Below are 23,398 nucleotides of genomic sequence, written 5' to 3' on the forward strand. Positions count from 1 at the left end.
TTCCGTTTATAACAATGACAGTAATAAAAAAATACATCGGTGCACTATATTTAACCAATCGTTTTTACCTGGTGCTGGGCGTTTGCGCCGTATTGTTTATTGCTGCTTTTTTTTATGCACCATTATTTTTAGTACCTCAGATTAGCTGTTTTATAATTGGTGTGTTGGTATTGACAGATTATATTTTTCTTTTTATAGTGGGCAGGGAGCCAGAGGCAAAAAGGATGATGGCAGACAGGTTAAGCAACGGCGATGAAAACAGGATTACGTTGCAGATTACCAACAGGATGCCTTTTGAACTGCAATTAGAAATTATTGATGAGCTGCCTGTGCAATTTCAAAAACGTGACTGGATATTACAGCAGCACTTTAAAGCGCTGCAACAAAAGGAAATCGTGTATGCTGTAAGGCCTACAGAGCGTGGCGAATATCATTTTGGGCAAATTATTATCTACGTAAAATCCCTGCTGGGTTTACTGATGCGCCGTTTTGATATTGAAGCCGAAACAACCGTACCCGTATATCCTTCGTTTATGCAGCTACGTAAATATGAACTGCTTTCACAAACTACTATACAATCGGAACATGGTAGTAAACGCATGCGAAAAATCGGCCACAGCATGGAGTTTGAACAGATAAAAGAATATGTACGCGGCGATGATATACGAACCATTAACTGGAAAGCAACTGCCCGCCGATCCGCCATTATGGTAAATAATTTTACAGACGAAAAAAGCCAGCAGGTGTATTGCCTTATCGACAAAGGCCGTTTGATGAAAATGCCTTTTAATAACTTAAGTCTGCTGGACTATGCCATCAATAGTACACTGGTATTAAGCAATGTATGTTTGCAAAAGCAGGATAAAGTTGGTTTGATAACATTCGCCAATAAAATGGGCACCATACTGGCAGCCGATCGTAAGCCGTTACAGAAAGCTAACATTCTGCAATTGCTGTATAACCAGGAAACCGATTTTTTAGAAAGTGATTACGAAATGCTTTACCTGCAGATACGCAGCCGGATCAAGCAAAGAAGCCTGCTGATCCTGTTCGCTAATTTTGAATCGCTTTCAGGATTAAAACGGCAGCTCAATTATTTAAAGTCCATTGCAAAACATCATTTGCTGATGGTGGTATTTTTCGAAAATACGGAATTGAAACAATTGTCCATGCAAAGCGCAACGAATATAGAAGACGTGTACGTTAAAACCATTGCTGAAAAATTTGCGTTTGAAAAAAGGCTGATTGTTAAAGAGCTTTCCAACAACGGTATTTTATCTATTTTAACTTCTCCCGAAAATTTAACTGTAAATACCATCAACAAATACCTTGAGTTAAAAGCAAGACAAGCAACCTGATGCACAGATAATTTTTGTTACGAAACGTCTTGCAATATTGATAAAAGACCGCATTGTTTTGCTTCACTTACCTTCGCAAAAAAATAAAGCATTGGCCCGTAAAGAATCATACCGTTCCAAACACAATAGTAAAACAGGTGAAGGCGCTTATCCTGAAAAACAGGAGCGTGTACCAAGAATTCCGATTGATCCGGCGCTGCAATTGCCTTATGCAGAAGGAAAGGTTTTGCTCATAGACAAGCCACTCCACTGGACATCATTTGATATTGTAAGAAAGCTCCGTAATATTTTACAGATAAAAAAAATTGGCCATGCTGGTACGTTAGACCCTCTGGCAACAGGACTTCTGATAGTTTGTACCGGGAAGTTTACAAAAAAAATAAATGAGTTCATGGCGCAGGAAAAAGAGTATACCGGCCACATTGTGCTGGGTGCTGTAACGCCAACATTCGACCTCGAAAGTGAACCGGAACATCAAACAAAATTCGATCATCTTACTTCTGATGAAATCATACATGCTACAAAACAATTTATCGGTGCTATTCAACAATTGCCACCCATTTATTCTGCTATAAAAAAAGATGGCGTTGCCTCATATGAACTGGCAAGAAGGGGAACGGCTGTGCAATTAGAGCCAAGAAATGTCACCATTCATTCATTTGAAATTACGGGAATTGATTTGCCTGCCGTCAGTTTTAAGGTGGTTTGTTCTACGGGGACTTATATACGCAGCCTGGCGAATGACTTCGGTGCTGCATTGGGCTGTGGGGGCTATCTTGGCAGTTTACGCAGAACAAGAATCGGGCAATTGCAGGTAGCTGATGCCATTGACATGGAAACAATTTTAAACCTGGTAAGTCATCAGAATGCCGGAGATAATAACAGGGCCGGCTTGCCGTTGGATTAGGTTAGAAAGGATAACTTAAACCAATTGTAAAATTGAAATTATCCCGTCGCCATTGGCTGTTTTCAACACCACCTTTTAACAAGTGATTGTAGCTAATATCTGGTATTTGCCAACCATCGTTTTTTGCAATTTCAGGTTTTTTTACCCGAAAGCCAAGATCAAAACGAAGTACAACATAGGTAAAATCAAACCGGAAACCGGTACCCACATCCGCACCCAATTGTTTATAAAAATTTTTAAACTGGAACTGCAGGCTGTCGGGGCCGCCACCGGGTCGCGTATTTCTGAAATTCCACACATTACCAATATCTGTAAAAAGCGCCCATTTTAAAACAAGCTGGTTGGGTATTATTTGAAAAAGGTCATGACGGTATTCAGCATTTACTTCAAAACGGATATCCCCGGTGCGGTCGTTTGTAAGAGAGTTGATGGTTCCCAAAGGCTTCGCCCCGGGTCCGATGCCACGAATAGGCCAGCCACGCATACTGTTGGCACCGCCGGAGAAATATTGTTTAAAAAAGGGAAGAGAAGCGGTATCATTATTTTCCAGCGGAATACCAACGCCAACGAAAGCCCTGAAGACACGGGCCGATTTTGGGTTATTGATAGAAAAGGTATATTCTCCATCCACTTTAACAAACTGGCGTAATTCTTTTTTAAAAATGCCCAGCCTGCCCCAAATTAAACCAGACTCTTCGACATTACCACTAAAAGACCTGAGCCTGTTGGTATGTTTTGGATTAATGTAAGTAGAAGAATAGTTGTAGGAACTGCCAATGATCAACGCTGTATTGTATGAATAACGTAAATAAGGATTATTGTTCAGTATGGTGCGAAAACTGTCCGACTGATTGAAAAGGTAGGAATACTCAATATTCGGAAACTTAATGGTGTTTTTTCTGTTTGATCTGTTGCTCCATTGGTTACCAAAAGCAAGGCCTGTTGAAAAAAGATTAAACAGGTCAATTCGTTTTGTATAAGATGGATTGGTGTTGATAAAGGTTTGCTGTGAAAGCGGTCTGCCATTATTAAACCACGATTTAGGCAACAGTTTGATGGGCCCCAGCAAACGGGGAAAGCTGATGGTGTTGGTATAACTCAGTTCGTTTGAATTGATAACCCTGCTGGAGCGTTGTGTATTTAAGTTCAACTCAACACCATACCGTATGGCATGGGTCATCTTAATACCTTCCTTATGGATATTGCGGTTTTGCAAAGACAGATTGGTAGACAATCCCAGCAGGTTTCCGCCATTGGTTATGGTGGCAGTATTGGTATTGCTGTTTACCGAATAGCTGGCCTCCACATTGGCTTCAAAGCCGTACTTACGGGCGGGTATCATTTGCAAAATCATATCCAGTTTGGCAACGCTGTCCTTTCTTTCTATGGTTTGAATATTGATGTTTTGCCAAACCCCGGTCTTTGAAAAATTACTGAGGGTTTTGGCATAATTTTCCTGCCGGTACAAATCGCCTTTTTTAAAATCCATATTGCGCACCAGGAAACCGTTGCGGAATAATTTTTTATGGTAACGGATAACAAAGCTGTCCCGCCGGGTGGTATCTGATAAAAAGGGGATGCTGTTTAAACTGTCAACACCACTGTAATCGGGATACAGATACACATTACCAATATAATATTTTTGCAACCGCATACTGTCTGCCAGCGGGTTTAAAATCATTTCCAGTTTAATAGTGGGTTTATTTCTTTTTTGATTGGCTTCTGCAAGTAAACGGATGTTTTCAAAAGGGTCGTCAGAAATTGTGGTTAACGATAAAATAGAAGTATCGCCCCGCATCCTTAAATCGTCTGTAATAAATTTATAGTACCCCTTATTTCTGTAAACATCCACCATCCGGTTTATTTCTCCCAGCACTTCACCCTTGGAAACAGGATTACCTTTTTTTATTAAGGACTTCGGCATGGCTTCAATTGCAAGCTGCTGTAGTTCCGGTTTATTTAAGTTATAGCTGAAAGTATCTACCAGGGTAGGGTTACCAGCATCAATGATATATTTTACGTACACCCGTTGCTGCTTTTCAAATTTAAGCGACCAGGTGCTGAAGAAACTGCCACTAACGGTATCAATCTTTACAGTAGATTTGGCCTGGTAGTAACCGAGATGCAGCATGGAGCCAATCATATTCCTCGCACTCCGGTAGGAGTAGGTTGTGTCGTACGCAGCAGCCGGCGTTGTTTTGTGAAATAAAAACAATTTATCTATTATTACCACTTTTGCGCTGTCATCCAGCTGATCGTATAATCTTTGTCTGGCAATGTTTCTTTCATCCGTATTAAAATTGCCGCCTTTGAGTTCAATACTATTTTTTATCAAAAAGGGTTTACCTTTTTGATAATTTCGTACCGTGGTGCAGGAAGACAATAGCAATGCTGCGCAAAAAATATTTTTCAGAACATTCAAAAATTTCGTTTTTACAACCACACTAACTATTATAAATTTTGAGAGAACGATGTTAAGTAAAACATATGCCAAATATATCCAAAGTTTGCACCACAAAAAATTCAGGGATGCGGATAATGTATTTATTGCCGAAGGTAGTAAAGTAGTAATGGAATTGTTGCAATCGCCTGTATTTTCATGCCAGCAGGTATTGGGTTTACAACCATGGATGCAGGAAAATGAAATGTTAATTCGTACAACTTATAGCGGTCCGCTGCAGGTGATTGACGATTTTGAACTGGAAAAAATATCTGCTTTAACCACGCCCAACCAGGTGCTGGCGGTATTTAAAAAATCAAAACAACTTCCTGTTAAGCCAAAAGGTAAAATAAGCCTTGTGCTGGATACCATCCAGGATCCGGGTAACCTCGGTACCATCATACGCATTGCAGACTGGTTTGGCGTTGGAGCCATCATTTGCTCGGACAATTGTACCGACATGTATAATCCCAAAGTGGTGCAAAGCACCATGGGCAGCCTGGGCCGCGTAAATGTAGTGTATACCAACATTGCAGCCTGGCTTAAAAAATATGAACACATTAAAATATATGCCGCCGCTTTGAACGGTAAAAAAGTAAGCCAGCTGAAAGGCATAGCAGAAGCCATTATTGTAATTGGCAACGAGTCAAAAGGCATTAGTGATGAAGTGATGGAGCTCTGTACCGAAAAAATTACGATACCAAAAGCGGGCCATGCGGAATCGTTGAATGCGGCTGTGGCAACAGGTATTATTTTGTCGCATATTGTGCAGTAAGAAAATACCTGTCCGGGCTAAGAAGCTCTGTGGAGCACCGTTGCGTCGCCCTCTTTTACTTAATACCTGTATTGAACACTGGCCTTCGCATCGCAGCACCTGCGCTGTGCGAAGGCATTTTTTATTACAAGGGTATAATTTAGCAAGGCCATTTAAATTTAGTGAGCATGTACGGTTAGTAGGGGAGCACCCCAAGGCTGAAAAAGTACAAGTGTGCGACGCAACGATGTACCACAAGGTTGCTGCTTAGCCCGGACAAAAAATTGTATTTAAATCATCTTAACGAAACTGAATTGCTTTGACAGGTTTTATTTTTTTTACCAGCAACGTAGGTACAATCAATGTGGCAAAGCAAATAGCAAGCGTAATAAAGTCCACCAGTACAACCTGCCACCACACTACATCTGCGTGGGCTGCGGCCATATAATAAGCCTCTTCATCTAATTTAATAAAGCCGGTTTTTTGCTGCAGCCAGCATATGAATAAGCCCAGGGCAGTGCCCGCTACAATGCCTGTTATGGCTATCAGGCTGGTATTGTATAAAAATATTTTTTGTACAATCCAGTCGCTGGCGCCGGTTGCTTTTAAAATACCAATCATTCTTGTTCTTTCCAATACAATAATCAGCAGGCAGGTGATGAGGTTTACTATTGCAACGATCATCATGATGCCCATCAGAATCAGTTTGATTTTATTTTGCAATGCCAGCCAGTCGAAAATATTGCTGTACATTTCTGTAATGGTCTTGGCGCTCCAGCCCTGTGGCGTTAATTCTTTAATCAGTGTTGCAACGGTATCGGTTTGCCGGTAATCGTTTAAAAAAACTTCATACCCTCCAATCTGGCGTGGGTTCCAGTCGTTCATCCGGCGGATGAGGTTTATATCGCACAGGCCGAATTGTTTATCATATTCGTCTATGGAAGTTTTAAAAATGCCGGCTATCTTCAGTTTACGAGGCCGTTTAGTGCCATCTTCCTGGATAAAAAAAGAAAGCAGCGTATCGTTTACCTGTACATTTAGCTGGCCGGCGATATAAGCCGAAATATTTATTTCGCTGCTATAACCGCTGTCTGTAAATGATAACCATTTTCCTTTTTGTAAAAATGGATTCAGACGACTGTAATTAAAAGAAGAATCAATACCCTTTAACAGAATACTTTCAATATCAGTACCATAAGTTAATATCACCGATTTAGTGGCGTAGCGTTCAATGGTTTTTACCTGCGGCAATTTCTTAACAATATTTTCAACCGTATCGTTGGCAAGTATAGGAAACTGTTCTGCAATACTAACACGGTTTTCAATATCTTGCTGCACATGAATATGGCCCCAGAAGCTGAAAATTTTATCGCTGATTACGTTTTGAAAACCGTTTACAAAGCTCAATGCCACTATCATTACAGCTACGCTGATGGAAGTGGCGCCGATGGCGAGCCGGATGATAAATCGTGAAAAAGTATTTTGCCGGTTAAAGGCAATTCTGCGGGCTATAAAAGCGGATATATTCAATCGGCGTATTTTTTGCTATCTTTCAAAAGTAAATATTTTAATAACTACATGCACATTTTTAAATTGATCCCTGCTGCCATCCTGTTTTTACTGATGCAGCAAACGCTGCCAGCGCAAACCAATCCTGATGTCATTTATGATACCAATATCCATACAGTGAGATTTCACGCCTATGGCGACCAGGAATCTATGGCAATTTATAAACTCAACAGCAGCGACAGAACAGAACTGCATTTTGATGATATGGACAACCGGGTAAAAAGCTACTACTACACTTACCAGTTATGCGATTACAACTGGCAACCGGTTAATCTGAGTCCGTTTGATTTTATAAAAGGCTTCACGCAGCAACGCATTTCCACCTACCGGTTTTCATCTATCGCCTATACAAGGTATGTTCATTACCAGGCAACACTGCCGGAAACAAACAGTATGCCCATCCGCAGCGGCAACTATATTGTAAAAGTATTTTTAGATGGCGATACCAGTAAGCTTGCTTTTACCAGGGCTTTGCTGGTGCTGGATTCCAAGGCAAGTGTGTCTGCGCAGGTGCTGCAGCCTTTTACACCGGACAGGTACAATACGCATCAGCATTTAAAGTTTACTGTTAACCTGGCAGGGGTAAATACCAGTAATGCCAGTCAGCAGGTGAAAGTGGTGGTTTTACAAAATAACCGCTGGGATATTGCGCAGGGAAATGTGCTGCCCACTTTTATAAGAAATAATTCGCTTGAGTACAGCAATGAAAATAATTTTGTATTTGCTGCAGGAAAAGAATGGCGGTGGCTGGACCTTAGAAGCTTTCGTTTATTAAGCGAACGTGTTGACAGCGCCAATAGCAAAAGAACTGATTTATATGTAAAGGCCGATGGCGACAGGAGCGGGCAACGGTATATATATTATGCAGACCTGGATGGTAAATACCTGGTTACAACTTATGAATCAATTAATCCTTACTGGCAGGGCGATTACGCCAATATTCATTTTAAATATATACCACCGGGCAACAATGCTTTTGCTGATAAAGACCTTTATTTAATTGGTCAGTTAACGGACTATCAGTTGAATGAAAGTAGTAAAATGCATTTCAATACAGAAAGGGATATTTATGAAAATACCCAGTATTTAAAGCAAGGCTATTATAGTTACGGCTATGCGCTTGTTGATAAAAATGATCCTTCCAAAAGAACTGACATGGATGGTAACTATTGGGAAACTGAAAATAGTTATACCATACTGGTGTATTATAAATCTTTTACCGACCAGGCGGACCAGCTGATAGGTATATCCCAGATAAATAACCGCAGTGACAGGCCCGGTTTTAGTTTTTAATTCTTTGGCAAATGTATATGCACAGCGGTCTGGTTTCAATAAACTGTTATAATAAAGCAGCTAAATTTAGCCCAGGTTTAAGTTCGTTTATTTACACGAATTATAGCGTAGTTCGTTTAAATGAACGAATTATTTAAAAGTTCGTTTAATTACACGAATTGATTAAAAGTTCGTTCATTTAAACGAACTGAATTATTTGTTGTATATTTATACCAGCAAACAATTTTTAGTAATGGCACTAAGGGCAGTACTAACCGGTGATATTGTAAACTCAACCCGGTTAAAAAAAATAACAGAAAAGAAGCTACTTAAAATATTAACGGCGGCGCTGGCTGCCCACCAGTTTGAATTTTACCGGGGCGATAGTTTCCAGGTATATGTAAAAAATCCTGCGGAAGCCCTGAAAACGGCCTTGATTTGCCGTACGGCGGCCATCAGTTTGTCAAAAAGCGAAACAATAAGTGAATCAGATATAAGGATAAGTATCGGGATAGGAGCGGTAACAACACCTGTAAAAAAACTGGGCACGTCCAAAGGCGAAGCATTTATTTTATCAGGCCGTGCCTTTGATGAAATGGCGGAGGCAGGAACAAGACTGATAATGACTTCCGGTAATAGTTTAGCCAATGTGGGTTTAGAGATTATTTCGGATTACCTGAATGCCATCTTTAAAGCGATGACGGGCAAGCAGGCGGAAGTGATTTTTGAATTGCTGAAGGGAAGGGCGCAGCAGGAGATAGCAGGCTTGCTGAAAAAATCCAAGAGTACCGTACACCAGCATGTAACGGCCGGGCGCTGGGCGGAGATTGAAAAACTGTTGCAACAATATGAAAATATCATCAATCAACTAACATGATTACAGAGGCAGTGTGGCTTACCAAAGTGGTGCTGGCACATCTTATTACCGATTTTATACTACAGCCTGCCAGCTGGGTAAATGACAGAACGGAAAAACATTTCCGTTCCGGTAAACTGTACCTGCATGGCCTTATAACCGGGCTGGTGGCATTGCTGCTGATTGGCTGGCAATACTGGATAGTAGCACTCATCATTTTAATTACGCATACACTTATTGACGGATGGAAATCGTATCAGAAAAATACTGTTGCTTACTTTATTGCAGACCAGTTTTTTCACATGTTGATAATTGCCGGGTGTTGGTATTTCACTTTCCTTCAATGGGGTGATGTAAAGCAAACACTTCAACAGTTAAATACAGACGCTGCTATTTGGAAAAGACTAACGGCGGTTGTGTTTTTAACTGCCCCTGCCGGTATTTTAATTGGCCAACTAACCCGCCAGTGGCGGGATAAATTGCCAGACTCTGAAAGCCTTGCCAATGCCGGTAAATGGATCGGCATGGTGGAACGGATCATCATACTGATCTTTGTTTTGCAAAGCCAGTATTCCGCAATTGGCCTGCTGGTGGCAGCAAAAGGCATTATCCGGTTTAATGAAAAAGACCGGCCGGAAATTAAAACAGAATACCTGGTAATAGGAACTTTAATGAGTATTGCATTAGCGATTATAGCTGGACTTATTACGAAATAAATATAGTTTGCATGCCGCCTCTTTAAAGCTATATTTAATTCTCCTTCAACACCAGCAACCAGCCTTTATTTTTTGTTACCGGTATCAATTCACTGGCATCAAATGTTTTTGCCGGTTGAAAGTTTTTTATTTCCGGCGCAATAATTATCGTGTTTGCAGGATCCATTCCCAGTTTTTTCCAGTCTATCTGCAAATGAACAGTCGTATCAGCAGCAGCCCAGCTGGCGATAGAAATAAGTGCCCTGCCTTTTTTTGTGTATGTTGTTGCCAGTACTTTATCATTGCTCGTTTTTACAGGGCAGTTATCGCTCCAGTAACCGATCATACTGGTTCCTTCCATACCAAAATCATCCCAGGCTTTCCAGATGGGCCTTGTGTCTGCATTATCGCTCCAGGGCATCCGGTTGGTCATGCCATAAATCATCCCACGCCAGGGATTGCCGCCATCCTGTAACATTTCTCCCATCAGGCCAAAGGGAATGCCACTCACTTCAGTTAAAAAGAAATCAGGATCATTTTTTTCGTAGTCAAAGTATTCGCCGAACCATAAACGGTTCAGGTACGGAAAATGCTCCATGTACAAATTGCCGCTGTTGTTAAAGCCATCATTTTTATTGTACTGGTTGGCGGAATGCAAATCAATTATACCGGGGTGACCATCTTTCGTCAATACGCGTTTTATTCTTTTCATTGTAATACGGTCAAAGGCAACATCATCCAGGTAAATGCCATCAATGCCTGCATTCTGCACAAGCCAGTTCATGCCTTCCACATAGTAATTGTGCCAGCGGCTCATGCCACTGTTTACAATGGCGGCATCTTTCAATTCAGGTACAAACCAGGCAGCAATATAATCGCTGTCCAAATGCTCCTGCAACCAGCTAAAGCCACCTCCTTTGCCGGGTGAATAAATCTCGTGGCCAAGACTGCGCATAGGAAAAGTCTCATAGGCCCTGTTGCTCAGTTCTCTTACCGTGTTGTAAATTTTTACCTTCAGTCCTTTGCTATGTGCTTCATCTATGTAAGCCTTCATTTTTTTATACTCTATAAAAGGATAGTTGATATAAGGATTGATAGCGTTACCATGGTGAATATTAATAACTGTTGCGCCGGTTGCTTTAATAGTATCGATTGGTTTATAACTGTGGTAAAAACGGGTAGCCCATTGAAAACCGGTATTGATAGGATGGAAAGGTGTAATCAACAAAGTAAAATTATAAAACAGTGTATCACCTTTTTTCATGCTGCGTTGCCCGCTGTAATTATTTACCAAAACAGTGCTGTCTTGTTGATTAATATTTACCCCGCCTTGGTTATCATTGCCCCAGCTATCTGGCAGCAGTAAAGGCTTTTGTAAATAAAAATTAGTATTCAGGGGACGAACGTATTTGTCGTCCCGTAAAGAATATTGCAATCCCGCATTTACGTTTCCAATCCACGCACCATCCTGGTTTTTGTGCGCCACATCCCATTTCCAGCTAAATGAGGGCGGTCTGTTTCCTCCTTTTTGTCCGAGCCCCATCATGTATTTACCCGCTGTTTTGGTAAGGGGGATTTGCATGGCAATGTCTTTCAGAGCAACATCTTTTAAAGCGGTTATTTTTACTTTATACGCAATAAATCCGTCAAATTCCAAAGATGCATCAACATCCATTTCTAACGAAGGGCTGTTGCTGGAAGAAGTCCATTGCACAGTACCGGCTTCTTTTTTTGTAAAATGAATGCCGTCGCTTATTAAAACCATCTTACCACCATCCGGCTGTAAAAATGTAAAATCAATCGGCGCAGAAAGCAGGGTATTGGGCTGCTCTGTGTAGCCCGTCATTTCAGGTGTAAAAAAAGTACTGATCTGTGCCGGGAAGCCGTTTTCTCCCAGGGTTATTTTTCTCCCTAATAAACCAACGGTATTGCCTTGCACAGTCAATGGAATATAAGGTGTAATTACCGTATTATCCTGTGCCAGTGTGGAGTTGAGCCAATGTAACCTGGTTTGTTTCCATGGTTCGCTGATGCCGCCATCAGTTAGTAATTCGTTGGTAATAGTTAGTATAATATCAATAGTGGTAGCGGAGGCATTCTTTGATGTGATGGTAGCTTTTCCTTTGTAAATACCAGTTGCCACAGTTGCAGGAATATCAACCGTGCACCACAATGGCTGAACTGCATTTTTTTCGACGTTGACCGTTTTTGTAAAAGGATGGGTGGCATAATCTATGCCGTTGGTGTTTATGCAAAGGCTTTTGCTGGCGGGGATTTTTTCATTTTTGTTGCTGACCAGGTCAGTGAATTTTACCTGTACATCCTGCAACCCCTCCACAGCGTACAGGCCTAACTGGTAGCTGTATTGCTCGCCACGAGCCGCTTTGTCGCTGAAGCTATGTTGCAGCCCCTTTTGTATCCAGCGGTAAGGAATACGGTTTTTCATTTTGATAGGATATAGCCGGTTTTCAGGAAACACCAGGTAATTTTTATTGGAGGCAGATGCAATGATAGCCGCGGTTTCTTTTGCGGTTGCAATTACCTCCATCGGGTAAACACTGTTGAAGGAATCAATGGATTCTATTTGCTTTACGGTAGTGTTGATTTTTGCAGATTTGGAGGCAGACAGCCATTTACCATCTGCAGTATTTTCAGGTTGCAGGTAAACGCCTTTGGGATAATTGCTGCGACCTTCATTGCGGTACGGCATATAATAAGCGTAATAAATTCCTTTGCCTGATTCAGGTTCAAAAGAGATGTCAGCTCTTTCTCTGTCTGCATATGCTGTGCTTACATTGATGATCTTTTTTCCGGTTGCCCCATCCTGAATAATAATTCGTTTGTGTGCCGGATCATCATTCCTTCTCCATGATATGCTTACTTTTGCAACATGGCCTGTTCCATTAAATTGCAGCACAGCCCTGTGGTTGCCCAGTGAATCAGGGTTCCAGCCATAGTTACTGCTAACATATTTTATTTGCTGAGCCATGCCGGCATTGAACATCGTCAATGAAATTGCTGCCGTAAACAATTGCTTCAATACCATACTTAAATTTTTTCTAAATATAGCAAATGATGCTGTCATGTATAAAGAGGCAAATTTGTAAGACAGAATATACATTAAATTGTTAAGCGATGTCAGATACCGTACTCTGCGTTTTCTTTATCTTGCATTGACCGGAATTGGTGCTGGCGAAAAAATAAAACAACCATTTTATATGCAGATAAAGAAAATAGTTTTTAGCATATTCATTTTGTATGCTACGTTGTTGTCAGCCCAAAGCAATAAGAACAAAGTTTTCTGGCACCAGGATTTTTCTTCGGGCAGTCTGCCTGCAGGTTGGCACATTCCACCCGCTGCTACTTGGGATCCACAATGGATAGTCACCAATCAGCCTTATCCCGGTTCTTATAAATACCAGCAACAGGCACCGCCGATTGCTTCTGTCAGCAGGGGTTATCACCTGCAGTTCCAGGCTGGTTATTTTACGGATGAAGACGTAGACAACTGGGTTAAACGCAAACAATACCCCGATGGATATATTGTTTCTGCACCTATTAATTGCATTGGTAAAAAATCGGTGATTTTACAGTTTCAACAAAAATTTCGCTGGTGGAATTACCGGCAAAATGATACAGCCGGGTTGTTTGTTGGTGTAAGTACCGATAGCATTCACTGGCAGCAATGGGATGTACGCCATACCGTTAAAAGTGAAACGGATATGTTTGCTCCACTTACTGAAGCCATTGATGTATCTGCAGTTGCTGCCAATCAGCCAACCGTTTTTTTACGGTTTTACTGGAAGGGCTTGATGGGGTTTTACTGGATGGTAGATGATATTGCATTAAGTGAAGCTTACAGCCAGGATGTAAGTGTAGTGCGGCTTTTATCGCACAATGAAGAAAGCAACCAGTTTAAAAAGAACGATGAACTGGTACTAAAAATAAAAAATTCCGGCGGGCAAAATATCAACACCAATTTTACTGTTACGGCAAATATTGATAGTCAAAATATACTCACCTTAAAAGTGCCGGCAGCAACCAATGCTTTTAAACCTGGCGAAGAAAGAGACATTGTTTTTCCTCCCACAGACCTTACGTTACGACCAGTGCATCATATCAGTTTCAAAATAAATTACCCAGGCGACGAACACACAATTGACAATACACTTAATGTACAACTGAATGCTGCTGCAACTTTTGTTGGTAATATCACGGCCATAAAAAAGGAATCAACGGCTTTTGTTTTTTCATCCGGCGTCACCAAAGTTAGATTGCAATTTTATCGTGGCGACATTTTCAGGATTTGGTTAGCGCCAGATGGTAGTTTCACCGATCCGTCCGCAGGAGATATTGTGATTGCAAAACCAACATTAAAAAGTAACATTATTTTCACCGACAAGGGCGATTATGTTTTGTTGCAGAGTAAGCTTTGTGCAGTTAGGGTATATAAAAAGCCGATGCGTTTCGCCATGTATAATGCGGCTAACAGAGCGGTTATCTGGGAAGAAAAGCAGCCACTTTTATTTGGTCAAAAAACAGTGCAAAGTTTATCTGCCAGGCCCGGTGAATATTTTTACGGATGTGGTATGCAGAACGGCTATTTTTCACACCGCAACAAAACGATTCTTATTGAAAAAGGCGGAGGATGGGATGATGGCGGCCGTGCCAATCCTGCTCCATTTTACATGAGCACTAGCGGCTATGGTGTTTATAGAAATACATTTGATGCAGGTGAATATAGTTTTAATGATACCCTGCGCTTATCACACAATGAAAATCGTTTTGATGCCTTTTACTTTTACGGCCCCTCTCTTAAAAATATTTTAAACCGGTATACAGATATTACCGGCAAGCCTTTTCTGATGCCAAGATGGGCCTTGAGTATGGGTGATGCCAATTGTTACAACAAGCCTGGACGTGATAAAAAACCACAGACCACCCCTGATGTAATTTGGAAAATAGCCGACCAATATATAGCGCACGAAATGCCACGTGGATGGATTTTACCCAATGATGGTTATGGCTGCGGATATGTAAAATTAGACAGTGTGGTAAAGGCTTTGCATGAACGTGGATTTTACACAGGTTTATGGACAGAGAATGGTATAGATAAAATAGCTACCGAAGTAGGCACCTATGGCACCCGTTTGTGTAAGCTGGATGTGGCCTGGGTTGGGCCTGGTTATAAGTATGCACTGGATGGTTGCAGGGCTGCTTATGAAGGCATAGAAAACAACAGCAATGCCCGCGGCTTTATCTGGAGCGTAATGGGGTGGGCTGGTACACAGCGCTACAGCACCGTGTGGAGCGGTGATCAGTATGGCGGTTGGGAGTACATCCGATTTCATATCCCAACGATAACTGGCGCAGGTTTAAGTGCACAGAACGCCGCATCCTCAGATATCGATGGTATTTTTGGTGGCAGTGACAGCACCTATACACGTGACCTGCAATGGAAATCTTTTATCCCGGTTTTAATGACCATGAGCGGCTGGGCAAAAAAAGATAAACAGCCGTGGATATCGGGTGAGCCTTATACCAGTATCAACAGAAAATACCTGCAGTTAAAAATGCGCCTCACCCCGTACATGTATACATTATGCAGGGAAGCTAATATCACCGGAGTACCCGCTGCAAGAGCAATGGTACTTGAGTTTCCTAGTGACAGCACCACGTTGGGTAAACAAACCCAGTACCAGTTTATGAATGGCCAGTGGTTGCTGGTGGCACCGGTGTATAAACCGGGCAACGAACGTGACAGTATTTATTTGCCTCGCGGAAAATGGATTGATTACTGGAACGGGGAACTATTTAACGGCGGAAAGTGGTTAAGACATTATGCTGCGCCTTTGGAAAAACTGCCCGTGTTTGTAAAGGCTGGAGCTATTATACCGATGTACCAGGCAATGAATTTTGATGCAGAAAAAAAGCCTGATACATTAACACTGGATATGTACCCGGAAGGTAAGACAGCATTTAACTTATATGAGGATGACGGGCTTACCAGGGAGTATAAAAAGGGGGCTTACGCTACGACTTTATTTGAAATGAATGCCGGTAAGATTATTACAGTTACCATAAACGCTGTAAAAGGGAAGTATAATGGAAGCATTGACAGGCGAAGCTATCATTTAATAGTCCATACAAGCGCCTCTCCGAAAACGGCATCCCTGGATGGAGAATTGTTACCACAATTAACTGGTGAAAGAATATTACACAATGAAGAAGGTTATTACATCGATACCACCAATGGTAAAACAGTTTTACATATCCAAACAAGAAAAATTGCAACGCAAAAAAAACACCAGGTTGTGGTGCTAAATGATTGACCAGCCGCTGTTTTTTTGTCAAAAGTTATGTAGTGCAGTGGCAAAATGCCTGCTCCATCAGTCGTTATTTCCATTAGTGAGACGGATAGGAAAAAGTAAATATTTATTGTATTTTGTATGCCGGTATCTTCTCCACTTAACATTTCGCCTTCGGCGGATAAAACCAATTTATTTTTATGAATCCAGCAATTTTTCACCACATTCACTGGCTGGCAGTCCTCGTCGCTGCTATAGCCTATTTTGCTTTGGGAGCCATTTGGTATTCTAAAGTATTGTTTGCAAAAACCTGGCTGGCATTGACCAAAATTGATGCCAGTGATCCCAATGCTACCAAGGGAATGGGAGTTATTATGGGCGCTTCGTTTGTAACCATTTTGGTTGCTTGTATCGGGCTTGCAATTCTTGCAGCCTATCTTAATCTTGGCCTGTTTAGTCAGGGCCTGAAGTTGGGTACACTCACCGGCATATGCTTCGGCGCAACTGCTATCAGCAATTCTTACCTGTTTGAAAAAAGGGCCACTGGCCTTCATTTTATTAACGGCGGATATACCTTGTTGGGTAATATTATTGCCGCGGTAATCATTTGCGTTTGGCAATAAAATCTGTTAAATAAAAAGTTGCCCTGTGTTTAACGCAGGGCAACTTTTTATTTACAAAATATTTTCTTACTCTACAATAGATACCTTTAAAATGTTGGTAGGTAAATGTTTTTCAATTGGCGTGCTGCCTGTATTTACAACCACATCGCCTTCTTTAAGAAAACCTCTTTCTTTTAAAATATTTATCTGGTCCATGAAGATATCATCAAGGCTTTCTTCTTCTGCATAATAAATCGGCCTTACGCCCCAGCTGAGACTCAGCTGGTTGATGAGTGTTTTTTCTTTACTAAAAATATATAGCGGTGCCTTGGGTCGGTAACTGCTCAGCATAAAACCGGTGTAACCACTCTGCGTCATTCCTATAAGGGCTTTGGCATTTACATCTTTTGCCATTTTGCAGGCGCTTGCGCAAAGTGCATCACTCAGCAAAGAAGGGGAGTGTTGCTGTGGCGTCAAAATATCGTCCCTATCGTAATCGTATAGTGTTCCCTCCACCTGTAGAATGATCTTGCTCATCATTTCCACCACAAGGGTAGGATACTGGCCCATCGCAGTTTCACCGCTCAGCATTACAGCATCGGCGCCTTCCAGCACGGCGTTGGCAACGTCTGTAACTTCACTGCGGTTTGGTTTGGTACGCTCCATCATACTTTCCATCATTTGCGTTGCTACAATCACAGGTTTTGCCCGGTGCATACATTTGCGGATGATTTCTTTCTGAATAATGGGAACCTGTTCAACCGGTACCTCCACACCGAGGTCGCCACGGGCAACCATAATGCCATCACTTTCAACAATGATATTACGGATATTTCTTAACGCTTCCGGCATTTCTATTTTAGAAATAACCTTGGCCTTACTTTTTTGTGCTTTGATACGCTTTTTAAGATCAATGATGTCATCAGCATGACGAACAAAAGACAAGGCTATCCAGTCTAAATCCTGGCTGATAATAAAATCAAGATCTGCAATATCTTTTTCTGTAAGCGAAGGCATCGTGAGGGCAGAATCGGGTAAATTGACGCCTTTTTTTGGAAACAGGATACCGCCCAATGTTACCGAAATTCTAACTTCCGTATCATTTAATATTTCTTCTACTTTCACTTCCATCTTTCCGTCATCTAAAAATATGCGTTCGCCTACTTTTACATCTTTGGCAAGGTTGGCATAGCTAACATAAATCTTATCTTTTGTGCCCACCATTTTTTGTGTGGTAAAAATAAACTGGCTCCCGTCTTTTAATTCTATCTGGCCATCCTGCAGTTCACCCACTCTTAACTTAGGACCTTGCAGGTCGCCTAAAATGGCAATATTATAGGGTTCTTTGCGGTTGATTTCCCTTATAAAATCAATGATCTGTTTTTTATCTTCGTAAGCGCCATGAGAAAAGTTTAGGCGGAAAACGTTTACGCCTGCCTTTACCAGGTCCAGTAACTTTTCGTAAGTAGAGCAGGCGGGGCCTACTGTTGCAACAATCTTTGTTCGTTTAATCGTATGTTGAAAACCTGCTTCTTTATCCATTTCAGCATGCAGGTATTTACCTAAATTTTTGCTCATTAGTTGTTTAGTTTATTTTCAAATGTCAAGTGAATTTTTTACCGTTTTCATTTGGTAACAGACAGTACGGATTGATTACCCCGAAATTAGCTGGCCAAGATTTTTACTATTTTCATCCATTCTTCACTGATACGCTGTTTCTTTTTTACAGCTTCGTTTAACGGAGTATAATGCATACGGTTATTGACCATTCCAACAAACACATTGAATTTCCCTTCCATCAAACATTCAACAGCCGAATAGCCCATGCGGCTTGCAATCAACCTGTCGAAACAGGTTGGGGAACCGCCGCGTTGAATATGACCCAATATACAAACCCTTACGTCCTGTATTGGTAAACGGGCTTTTACAATTTTTGCAATTTCATCGGCACCACCAAACTCATCTCCTTCAGCCACTACAATCAGGTTAACCAACTTATGTCTTCTTTCTTTTTCCGCTAATTGCTTAATAACTTCTTCGATATCTGTTTTGCGTTCCGGGATCAGTACATTTTCGGCACCTGTAGCGATACCACTGTGCAATGCTATGTAACCGGCATCCCTGCCCATTACTTCAATAATAAATAAACGGTCATGTGCATCTGCTGTATCCCGTATTTTGTCAATTGCTTCAACCGCGGTATTTACAGCGGTATCAAAACCAATTGTAAAATCAGTGCCCGCTATATCTTTGTCGATAGTGCCCGGCAACCCTACGCAGGGAATATCATATTCATTGCTGAATGTTTGTGCACCTCTGAAACTACCATCGCCACCAATAATTACCAACCCGTTAATGCCTAGTTTGGTTAAGTTATCATATGCTTTCTTTCTGCCTTCAGGTGTAAAAAATTCCTTACAACGGGACGTTTTTAAAATGGTTCCGCCACGCTGAATGATATTGGCTACACTTCTGCTTTCCATTTTGAAAATATCATTCTCCACCATTCCGGTGTAGCCACGCACAATCCCAAAAACTTCCAATCCGTTGTAAATTCCTGTCCGTACCACGGCACGTATGCAGGCATTCATTCCCGGTGCATCGCCTCCGGAGGTAAGTACGCCAATCTTTGTAACCTTTTTTTTCATATCTAAAAAAAACACTTTTTAATTAAAAAACTTTCAACCTTTCTCTTATTTCAATAATACTAATATAAAATTGCACAAGTTTCAAAAATAAGCATTTAAAACTAATCTGAAAATTCCTGACCAGTTATTGCGTACTTATTGAACGCCATTCACATAATGTTCTTTCATCATTGTAAAAATTTTTTCTTTTAATGCAGGTGCTTTCATACCCTCTGATGAAACGGCAGGCAAAAAATGCATTTGTAACCTGGTAGGCCATAAATAAAATCCTTTATTTGCGGGCATGGCTTGTTTGGTTCCAAAAATTACACAGGGAATAACTTCCTTTTTGGTATCAATTGCCAGTTTGAAAGCACCGTCGAAAAATGGCTTTAAAGGTTCATTGGTTCGGTTACGGGTTCCTTCCGGGTAAATACACATGTGCAGGTTGTTGCGCAACACTTCCCTCATATCTTCAAAGCTTTTCAGGCGGCTTTTGTTATCGCCTCTGTCAACAAGCACGGAACCGCGTTTATAAAACCACCCGAAAATGGGGACCTTGGCAAAAGAAGCTTTGGCAATTGTTTTATTGCCACCCGGTATAAATGGTGCAGAAAGGGGCACATCAAGCAAAGCGTTGTGATTGTACACAACTACATAAGTATGACCGGGCTTGAAATTTTCTTTGCCTTTGATGGTGGCAGGGCATCCTACCATCCGTAGCCAGGTCCACATCCATACCCTTGACACGGTAATAAAATAATCCTGTCCCCTGGGCCCCGGAATTAAATAAGAAAGCATTGATGGTATAAAGATGATAAGGAAGGTAGTGGCAAAACTGATTAATCCCCAAACAGCCCATATTCTGCCAAAAATATTCTTGCATACATCTTTGAAGGAAGCAGTTGTTTGCGGTGAAGAATAGTTGTCAGTATTGGTCAAAATGGTTCGTATATTTACTGAGCTGTTTTTCGGAAACAGGTATCAGGTTGATAATAATTTCCAGTTGATGGGAGCAAGGCCCTGGTTGATTAATAATTCATTTGCTTTTGAAAAATGTTTACAACCAAAAAAACCTTTGTCCGCACTAAATGGCGAAGGATGGGCAGCTTTCAATACAAAATGTTTCGTTTCGTCTATCAGCAATTGCTTTTCCTGCGCAAATTTACCCCATAAAAGAAATATTACCCCTTTTTTTTCATCAGATATTTTTGTTATGACGGCATCTGTAAAATTCATCCAGCCAATTTTTGCATGACTGGCTGGTTCATTTGCCCTTACCGTTAAAATAGCGTTTAATAGAAGTACACCCTGGTCCGCCCAACTGGTTAGGTTGCCATATCCTTCGGGCATAGTAACAGACAAATCTTTTTGAATTTCTTTAAAAATATTTACAAGAGAAGGCGGCGGTTTTATCCCCGCAGGTACACTAAAACTAAGACCATGCGCCTGTCCCGGGTTATGGTAAGGATCTTGCCCTAGTATCACAACTTTTACCTTATCAAAAGGGGTATGGTTAAAGGCATTAAAGATAAGCGGTCCCGGGGGGTAAATAATTTTACCTGCATTTTTTTCAATCTTTAAAAAAGTTACAATTTCTAAAAAATAGGGCTTTGTAAATTCATTCTTTAGTACCTCGTGCCAAGAAGGTTCGATCTTTACATCCATGAAAAATTTTTATAAAATTACAAAAGCCTGACTGAATAAAACAGCAAATAAAAGCTGTGGCATTGCACAAAAAAAATCCCATTGCTTTTAACAACGGGATTCTTTTATGCAGGAAAATTGAATGCCCGCAATTAGTATTTAATAATTAATTTTTTTGAGGTGCGGCCGGCGGTGGCGGCGGAGGTCCGGGCTGACCTGCACGACCAGCAGGAGGACCAAAATCATGAACTACCGGTACTTTGCTTTTTGTATCCGGAAATGCAGATCCATGATGACAGGTGTAACAGGTAACCACCATCAAAGAATCGCCGATCATTGGTTTTGCTACCTGAAAATTATCCTTATTCATCTGCAGTACCATGCGCATCATGTCGCGTGCAGTTTCTTTTTTAGGATTGGCGTCACTTGCAAAATCGGGGTGATCGGCCCCTGGTTCTTTAGCGTGGCAATAGTCGCAATGTACCCCCAGAGCATCGCCAAATTGTACATCCATAATATCATGCATCGCTTCCCTGCTGATATCCTGTGGCAGAATTTTAAGGTTTTTGTATACGTTGGAATGTACAGGTGCAGTAGTGCCGGCAGTGCCGAAAATAACAACAACAACTATTGTCATTATTACCAGCAGTTTCCGGTTGGCCTGCAGCATTAATTTTCTCATAAATGTTTTTTTAATGAATTGTTTATGTTATAAAGATAAGCGGACAGGTGAAAACCACAAGATTTTTTTTGCACTGTATTAAGCCATCAAAAAGTTATTTAAGAGGCTGCAAATTTCGGGTACTGGCTTTTTTGAGCTCATTGTTGCGTGGGTGCATTTCTTTTATTACCAGCAAAGCTTTGTAAATCTCCATGCATACAGTTTTGAAAAAAAATGCGTTACGCATTACTAAAGGTTGGCTACGGTAATGGTAACTTTATCTTTTAATCTTAAGGCGGTTAAATAAAATAATCAACATATGGTACGTTTATTTTCAATGCTTGTCTTCACTTTTTCGGTAAATACAATTTACTGTCAAACGGAAAACAGTACTTATATGGCAGTAGCTGACAGATTTGAAACCTACTACAATGCTGCAAAAAACGATAGCATCTTTGCCATGTTTTCTCAGGAAATGCAAACGGCATTACCGCTGAATAAAACAAGTGATTTTTTAAATGGCCTGCGCTCACAGGCAGGACAAATCACGGCACGCAGTTTTGTGAAGTATGAAAATGGTACTTATGCCAGGTACAAAACAAATTTTGAAAGAGCATTGTTTGCTGTAAATATTTCAATTGACAAGAATGCTAAAATAAATGGCTTATTTGTAAAGCCGTATACTGAAGAAAGTCTTCCCAAACTTCAAAGAAATATAACTAAACTGCAGCTGCCCTTTAAGGGTGAGTGGACTGTTATATGGGGTGGGGATACCAAAGAATTAAATTACCATGTTGAAAGTGTGGCACAAAAAAATGCGTTCGACATTGTGATCAAAGACGGGATGGGCAAATCGTTTAAAACAGATGGCCTGGCCAACGAAGATTATTATGCCTTTGGTAAGGAATTATATGCACCCTGCGATGGAGAGGTTGTACTGGTTGTAGATGGAATAAAGGATAATTTGCCCGGAGAATTTAATCCCGTATACATTCCGGGAAATACGATAATTATAAAAACCGCTAACAGGGAGTATTTATTTTTTGCCCATTTTAAACACCACTCTATACAGGTGGCCGAGGGGCAAAAAGTAGTACGGGGGCAGTTGTTGGGCCTCTGTGGTAACTCCGGTAACTCGTCTGAACCGCACCTGCACTTCCATATTCAGAACGTGGAAAATATGAATATTGCAACGGGTGAAAAATGCTTTTTTGATGCCATGGAAGTAAACGGCAGGCGAAAGACAGAATATTCGCCCGTTAAAAATGACAAAATAAAAACAGAGTGGTAATATTTAATTTTGGCTGAAAAATAGTTTTCGCCCAACATCACATTTTTTACACCCATTGCGCTACGCCCTGTAGTAACTCTTCTAAAAACAAAGTAGTACCCTTTCTGTCACCAAGTGTAGTACTTCTTTTTGGGTATCTTTAAATTATTGGTAACATGTTCTTTTGGACATATACACCGCCATCCTGTTCCAAAATCTTTTGGTTGCTTATGAGGTTAAGGCTATCTATAAATAAATGTGTATTCGCGGGTATGTTATTTGCATTGCTGATTTTTTGTGGTAGGCTATGGTATTGGCACAGCAAAACGGGCAAAGCAAACAGAACATCAGCCCTGATTGTACAATATCAGGAGATATTATACCCAGCCGCCTCTATTACTGATAACGATACAGGTTCTCATAGGGCTGCTG

Annotated in this window: 17 protein-coding genes; 9 read left to right on the plus strand and 8 right to left on the minus strand. The window is 41.0% G+C overall.

What is annotated here, in order from left to right; all coding sequences use genetic code 11:
* Nucleotides 1-14: 14 nt before the first annotated feature.
* Together QWZ08_RS15145 and truB are read left to right on the plus strand one after the other, a co-directional pair.
* A complete protein-coding gene (locus tag QWZ08_RS15145; RefSeq protein WP_290338304.1) occupies nt 15-1,358 on the plus strand; it encodes a DUF58 domain-containing protein in 1,344 nt (447 codons plus the stop codon).
* Nucleotides 1,359-1,449: 91 nt separating this feature from the next.
* A complete protein-coding gene (gene truB, locus QWZ08_RS15150) occupies nt 1,450-2,265 on the plus strand; it encodes a tRNA pseudouridine(55) synthase TruB (protein ID WP_290338305.1) in 816 nt (271 codons plus the stop codon).
* A 1-nt stretch (nt 2,266) separates the two neighbouring features.
* Here the strand turns inward: truB and QWZ08_RS15155 are convergent, their stop codons facing one another.
* Nucleotides 2,267-4,687 (minus strand): BamA/TamA family outer membrane protein, encoded by a 2,421-nt coding sequence (locus QWZ08_RS15155; RefSeq protein WP_290338306.1) that lies wholly within the window; start codon nt 4,685-4,687, stop codon nt 2,267-2,269.
* Between the two features lie 49 nt (nt 4,688-4,736).
* On the opposite strand from QWZ08_RS15155, the gene QWZ08_RS15160 reads away from it, so the two are divergent.
* Nucleotides 4,737-5,480, plus strand: coding sequence for a TrmH family RNA methyltransferase (locus QWZ08_RS15160; protein ID WP_290338307.1), 744 nt, complete (start codon nt 4,737-4,739; stop codon nt 5,478-5,480).
* Nucleotides 5,481-5,759: 279 nt separating this feature from the next.
* Here the strand turns inward: QWZ08_RS15160 and QWZ08_RS15165 are convergent, their stop codons facing one another.
* Nucleotides 5,760-6,989, minus strand: coding sequence for an ABC transporter permease (locus QWZ08_RS15165; RefSeq protein WP_290338308.1), 1,230 nt, complete (start codon nt 6,987-6,989; stop codon nt 5,760-5,762).
* A 48-nt stretch (nt 6,990-7,037) separates the two neighbouring features.
* On the opposite strand from QWZ08_RS15165, the gene QWZ08_RS15170 reads away from it, so the two are divergent.
* The 3 genes from QWZ08_RS15170 (at nt 7,038) to QWZ08_RS15180 (ending at nt 9,872) form a co-directional block, all read left to right on the plus strand.
* The gene (locus tag QWZ08_RS15170) at nt 7,038-8,321 is read left to right on the plus strand and encodes a type IX secretion system plug protein (protein WP_290338309.1); all 1,284 of its coding nucleotides are present in this window, start codon (nt 7,038-7,040) and stop codon (nt 8,319-8,321) included.
* A 232-nt stretch (nt 8,322-8,553) separates the two neighbouring features.
* Nucleotides 8,554-9,177 (plus strand): hypothetical protein, encoded by a 624-nt coding sequence (locus QWZ08_RS15175; protein ID WP_290338310.1) that lies wholly within the window; start codon nt 8,554-8,556, stop codon nt 9,175-9,177.
* On the plus strand, nt 9,174-9,872 hold the full coding sequence (locus QWZ08_RS15180; protein WP_290338311.1) for a DUF3307 domain-containing protein: 699 nt from the start codon (nt 9,174-9,176) through the stop codon (nt 9,870-9,872). Before QWZ08_RS15175 ends, QWZ08_RS15180 begins: the two co-directional genes overlap by 4 nt.
* Nucleotides 9,873-9,906: 34 nt before the next feature.
* On the opposite strand, the gene QWZ08_RS15185 is transcribed toward QWZ08_RS15180, so the two are convergent.
* A complete protein-coding gene (locus tag QWZ08_RS15185; RefSeq protein WP_290338312.1) occupies nt 9,907-12,936 on the minus strand; it encodes a glycoside hydrolase domain-containing protein in 3,030 nt (1,009 codons plus the stop codon).
* Between the two features lie 133 nt (nt 12,937-13,069).
* On the opposite strand from QWZ08_RS15185, the gene QWZ08_RS15190 reads away from it, so the two are divergent.
* Together QWZ08_RS15190 and QWZ08_RS15195 are read left to right on the plus strand one after the other, a co-directional pair.
* Complete coding sequence (locus QWZ08_RS15190) at nt 13,070-16,183, plus strand: glycoside hydrolase family 31 protein (RefSeq protein WP_290338313.1); 3,114 nt, start codon at nt 13,070-13,072, stop codon at nt 16,181-16,183.
* Between the two features lie 176 nt (nt 16,184-16,359).
* Complete coding sequence (locus QWZ08_RS15195) at nt 16,360-16,782, plus strand: DUF1761 domain-containing protein (RefSeq protein WP_290338314.1); 423 nt, start codon at nt 16,360-16,362, stop codon at nt 16,780-16,782.
* 66 nt (nt 16,783-16,848) lie between these two features.
* Here the strand turns inward: QWZ08_RS15195 and pyk are convergent, their stop codons facing one another.
* From pyk to QWZ08_RS15220, 5 genes are all read right to left on the minus strand, one after another.
* Nucleotides 16,849-18,339, minus strand: coding sequence for a pyruvate kinase (pyk, locus tag QWZ08_RS15200; RefSeq protein WP_290338315.1), 1,491 nt, complete (start codon nt 18,337-18,339; stop codon nt 16,849-16,851).
* A gap of 86 nt (nt 18,340-18,425) precedes the next feature.
* Nucleotides 18,426-19,409 (minus strand): 6-phosphofructokinase, encoded by a 984-nt coding sequence (gene pfkA / locus QWZ08_RS15205; protein WP_290338316.1) that lies wholly within the window; start codon nt 19,407-19,409, stop codon nt 18,426-18,428.
* Between the two features lie 135 nt (nt 19,410-19,544).
* Nucleotides 19,545-20,330, minus strand: coding sequence for a lysophospholipid acyltransferase family protein (locus QWZ08_RS15210; protein WP_290338317.1), 786 nt, complete (start codon nt 20,328-20,330; stop codon nt 19,545-19,547).
* Between the two features lie 42 nt (nt 20,331-20,372).
* Nucleotides 20,373-21,056 (minus strand): uracil-DNA glycosylase, encoded by a 684-nt coding sequence (gene ung / locus QWZ08_RS15215; RefSeq protein ID WP_290338318.1) that lies wholly within the window; start codon nt 21,054-21,056, stop codon nt 20,373-20,375.
* Between the two features lie 145 nt (nt 21,057-21,201).
* Complete coding sequence (locus tag QWZ08_RS15220; protein WP_290338319.1) at nt 21,202-21,717, minus strand: c-type cytochrome; 516 nt, start codon at nt 21,715-21,717, stop codon at nt 21,202-21,204.
* Nucleotides 21,718-22,093: 376 nt separating this feature from the next.
* On the opposite strand from QWZ08_RS15220, the gene QWZ08_RS15225 reads away from it, so the two are divergent.
* A complete protein-coding gene (locus tag QWZ08_RS15225) occupies nt 22,094-22,987 on the plus strand; it encodes a M23 family metallopeptidase (protein WP_290338320.1) in 894 nt (297 codons plus the stop codon).
* Nucleotides 22,988-23,398 lie beyond the last annotated feature (411 nt).

Origin of the sequence: Ferruginibacter paludis (assembly GCF_030409685.1) — a bacterium.
GTDB lineage: Bacteria > Bacteroidota > Bacteroidia > Chitinophagales > Chitinophagaceae > Ferruginibacter > Ferruginibacter paludis.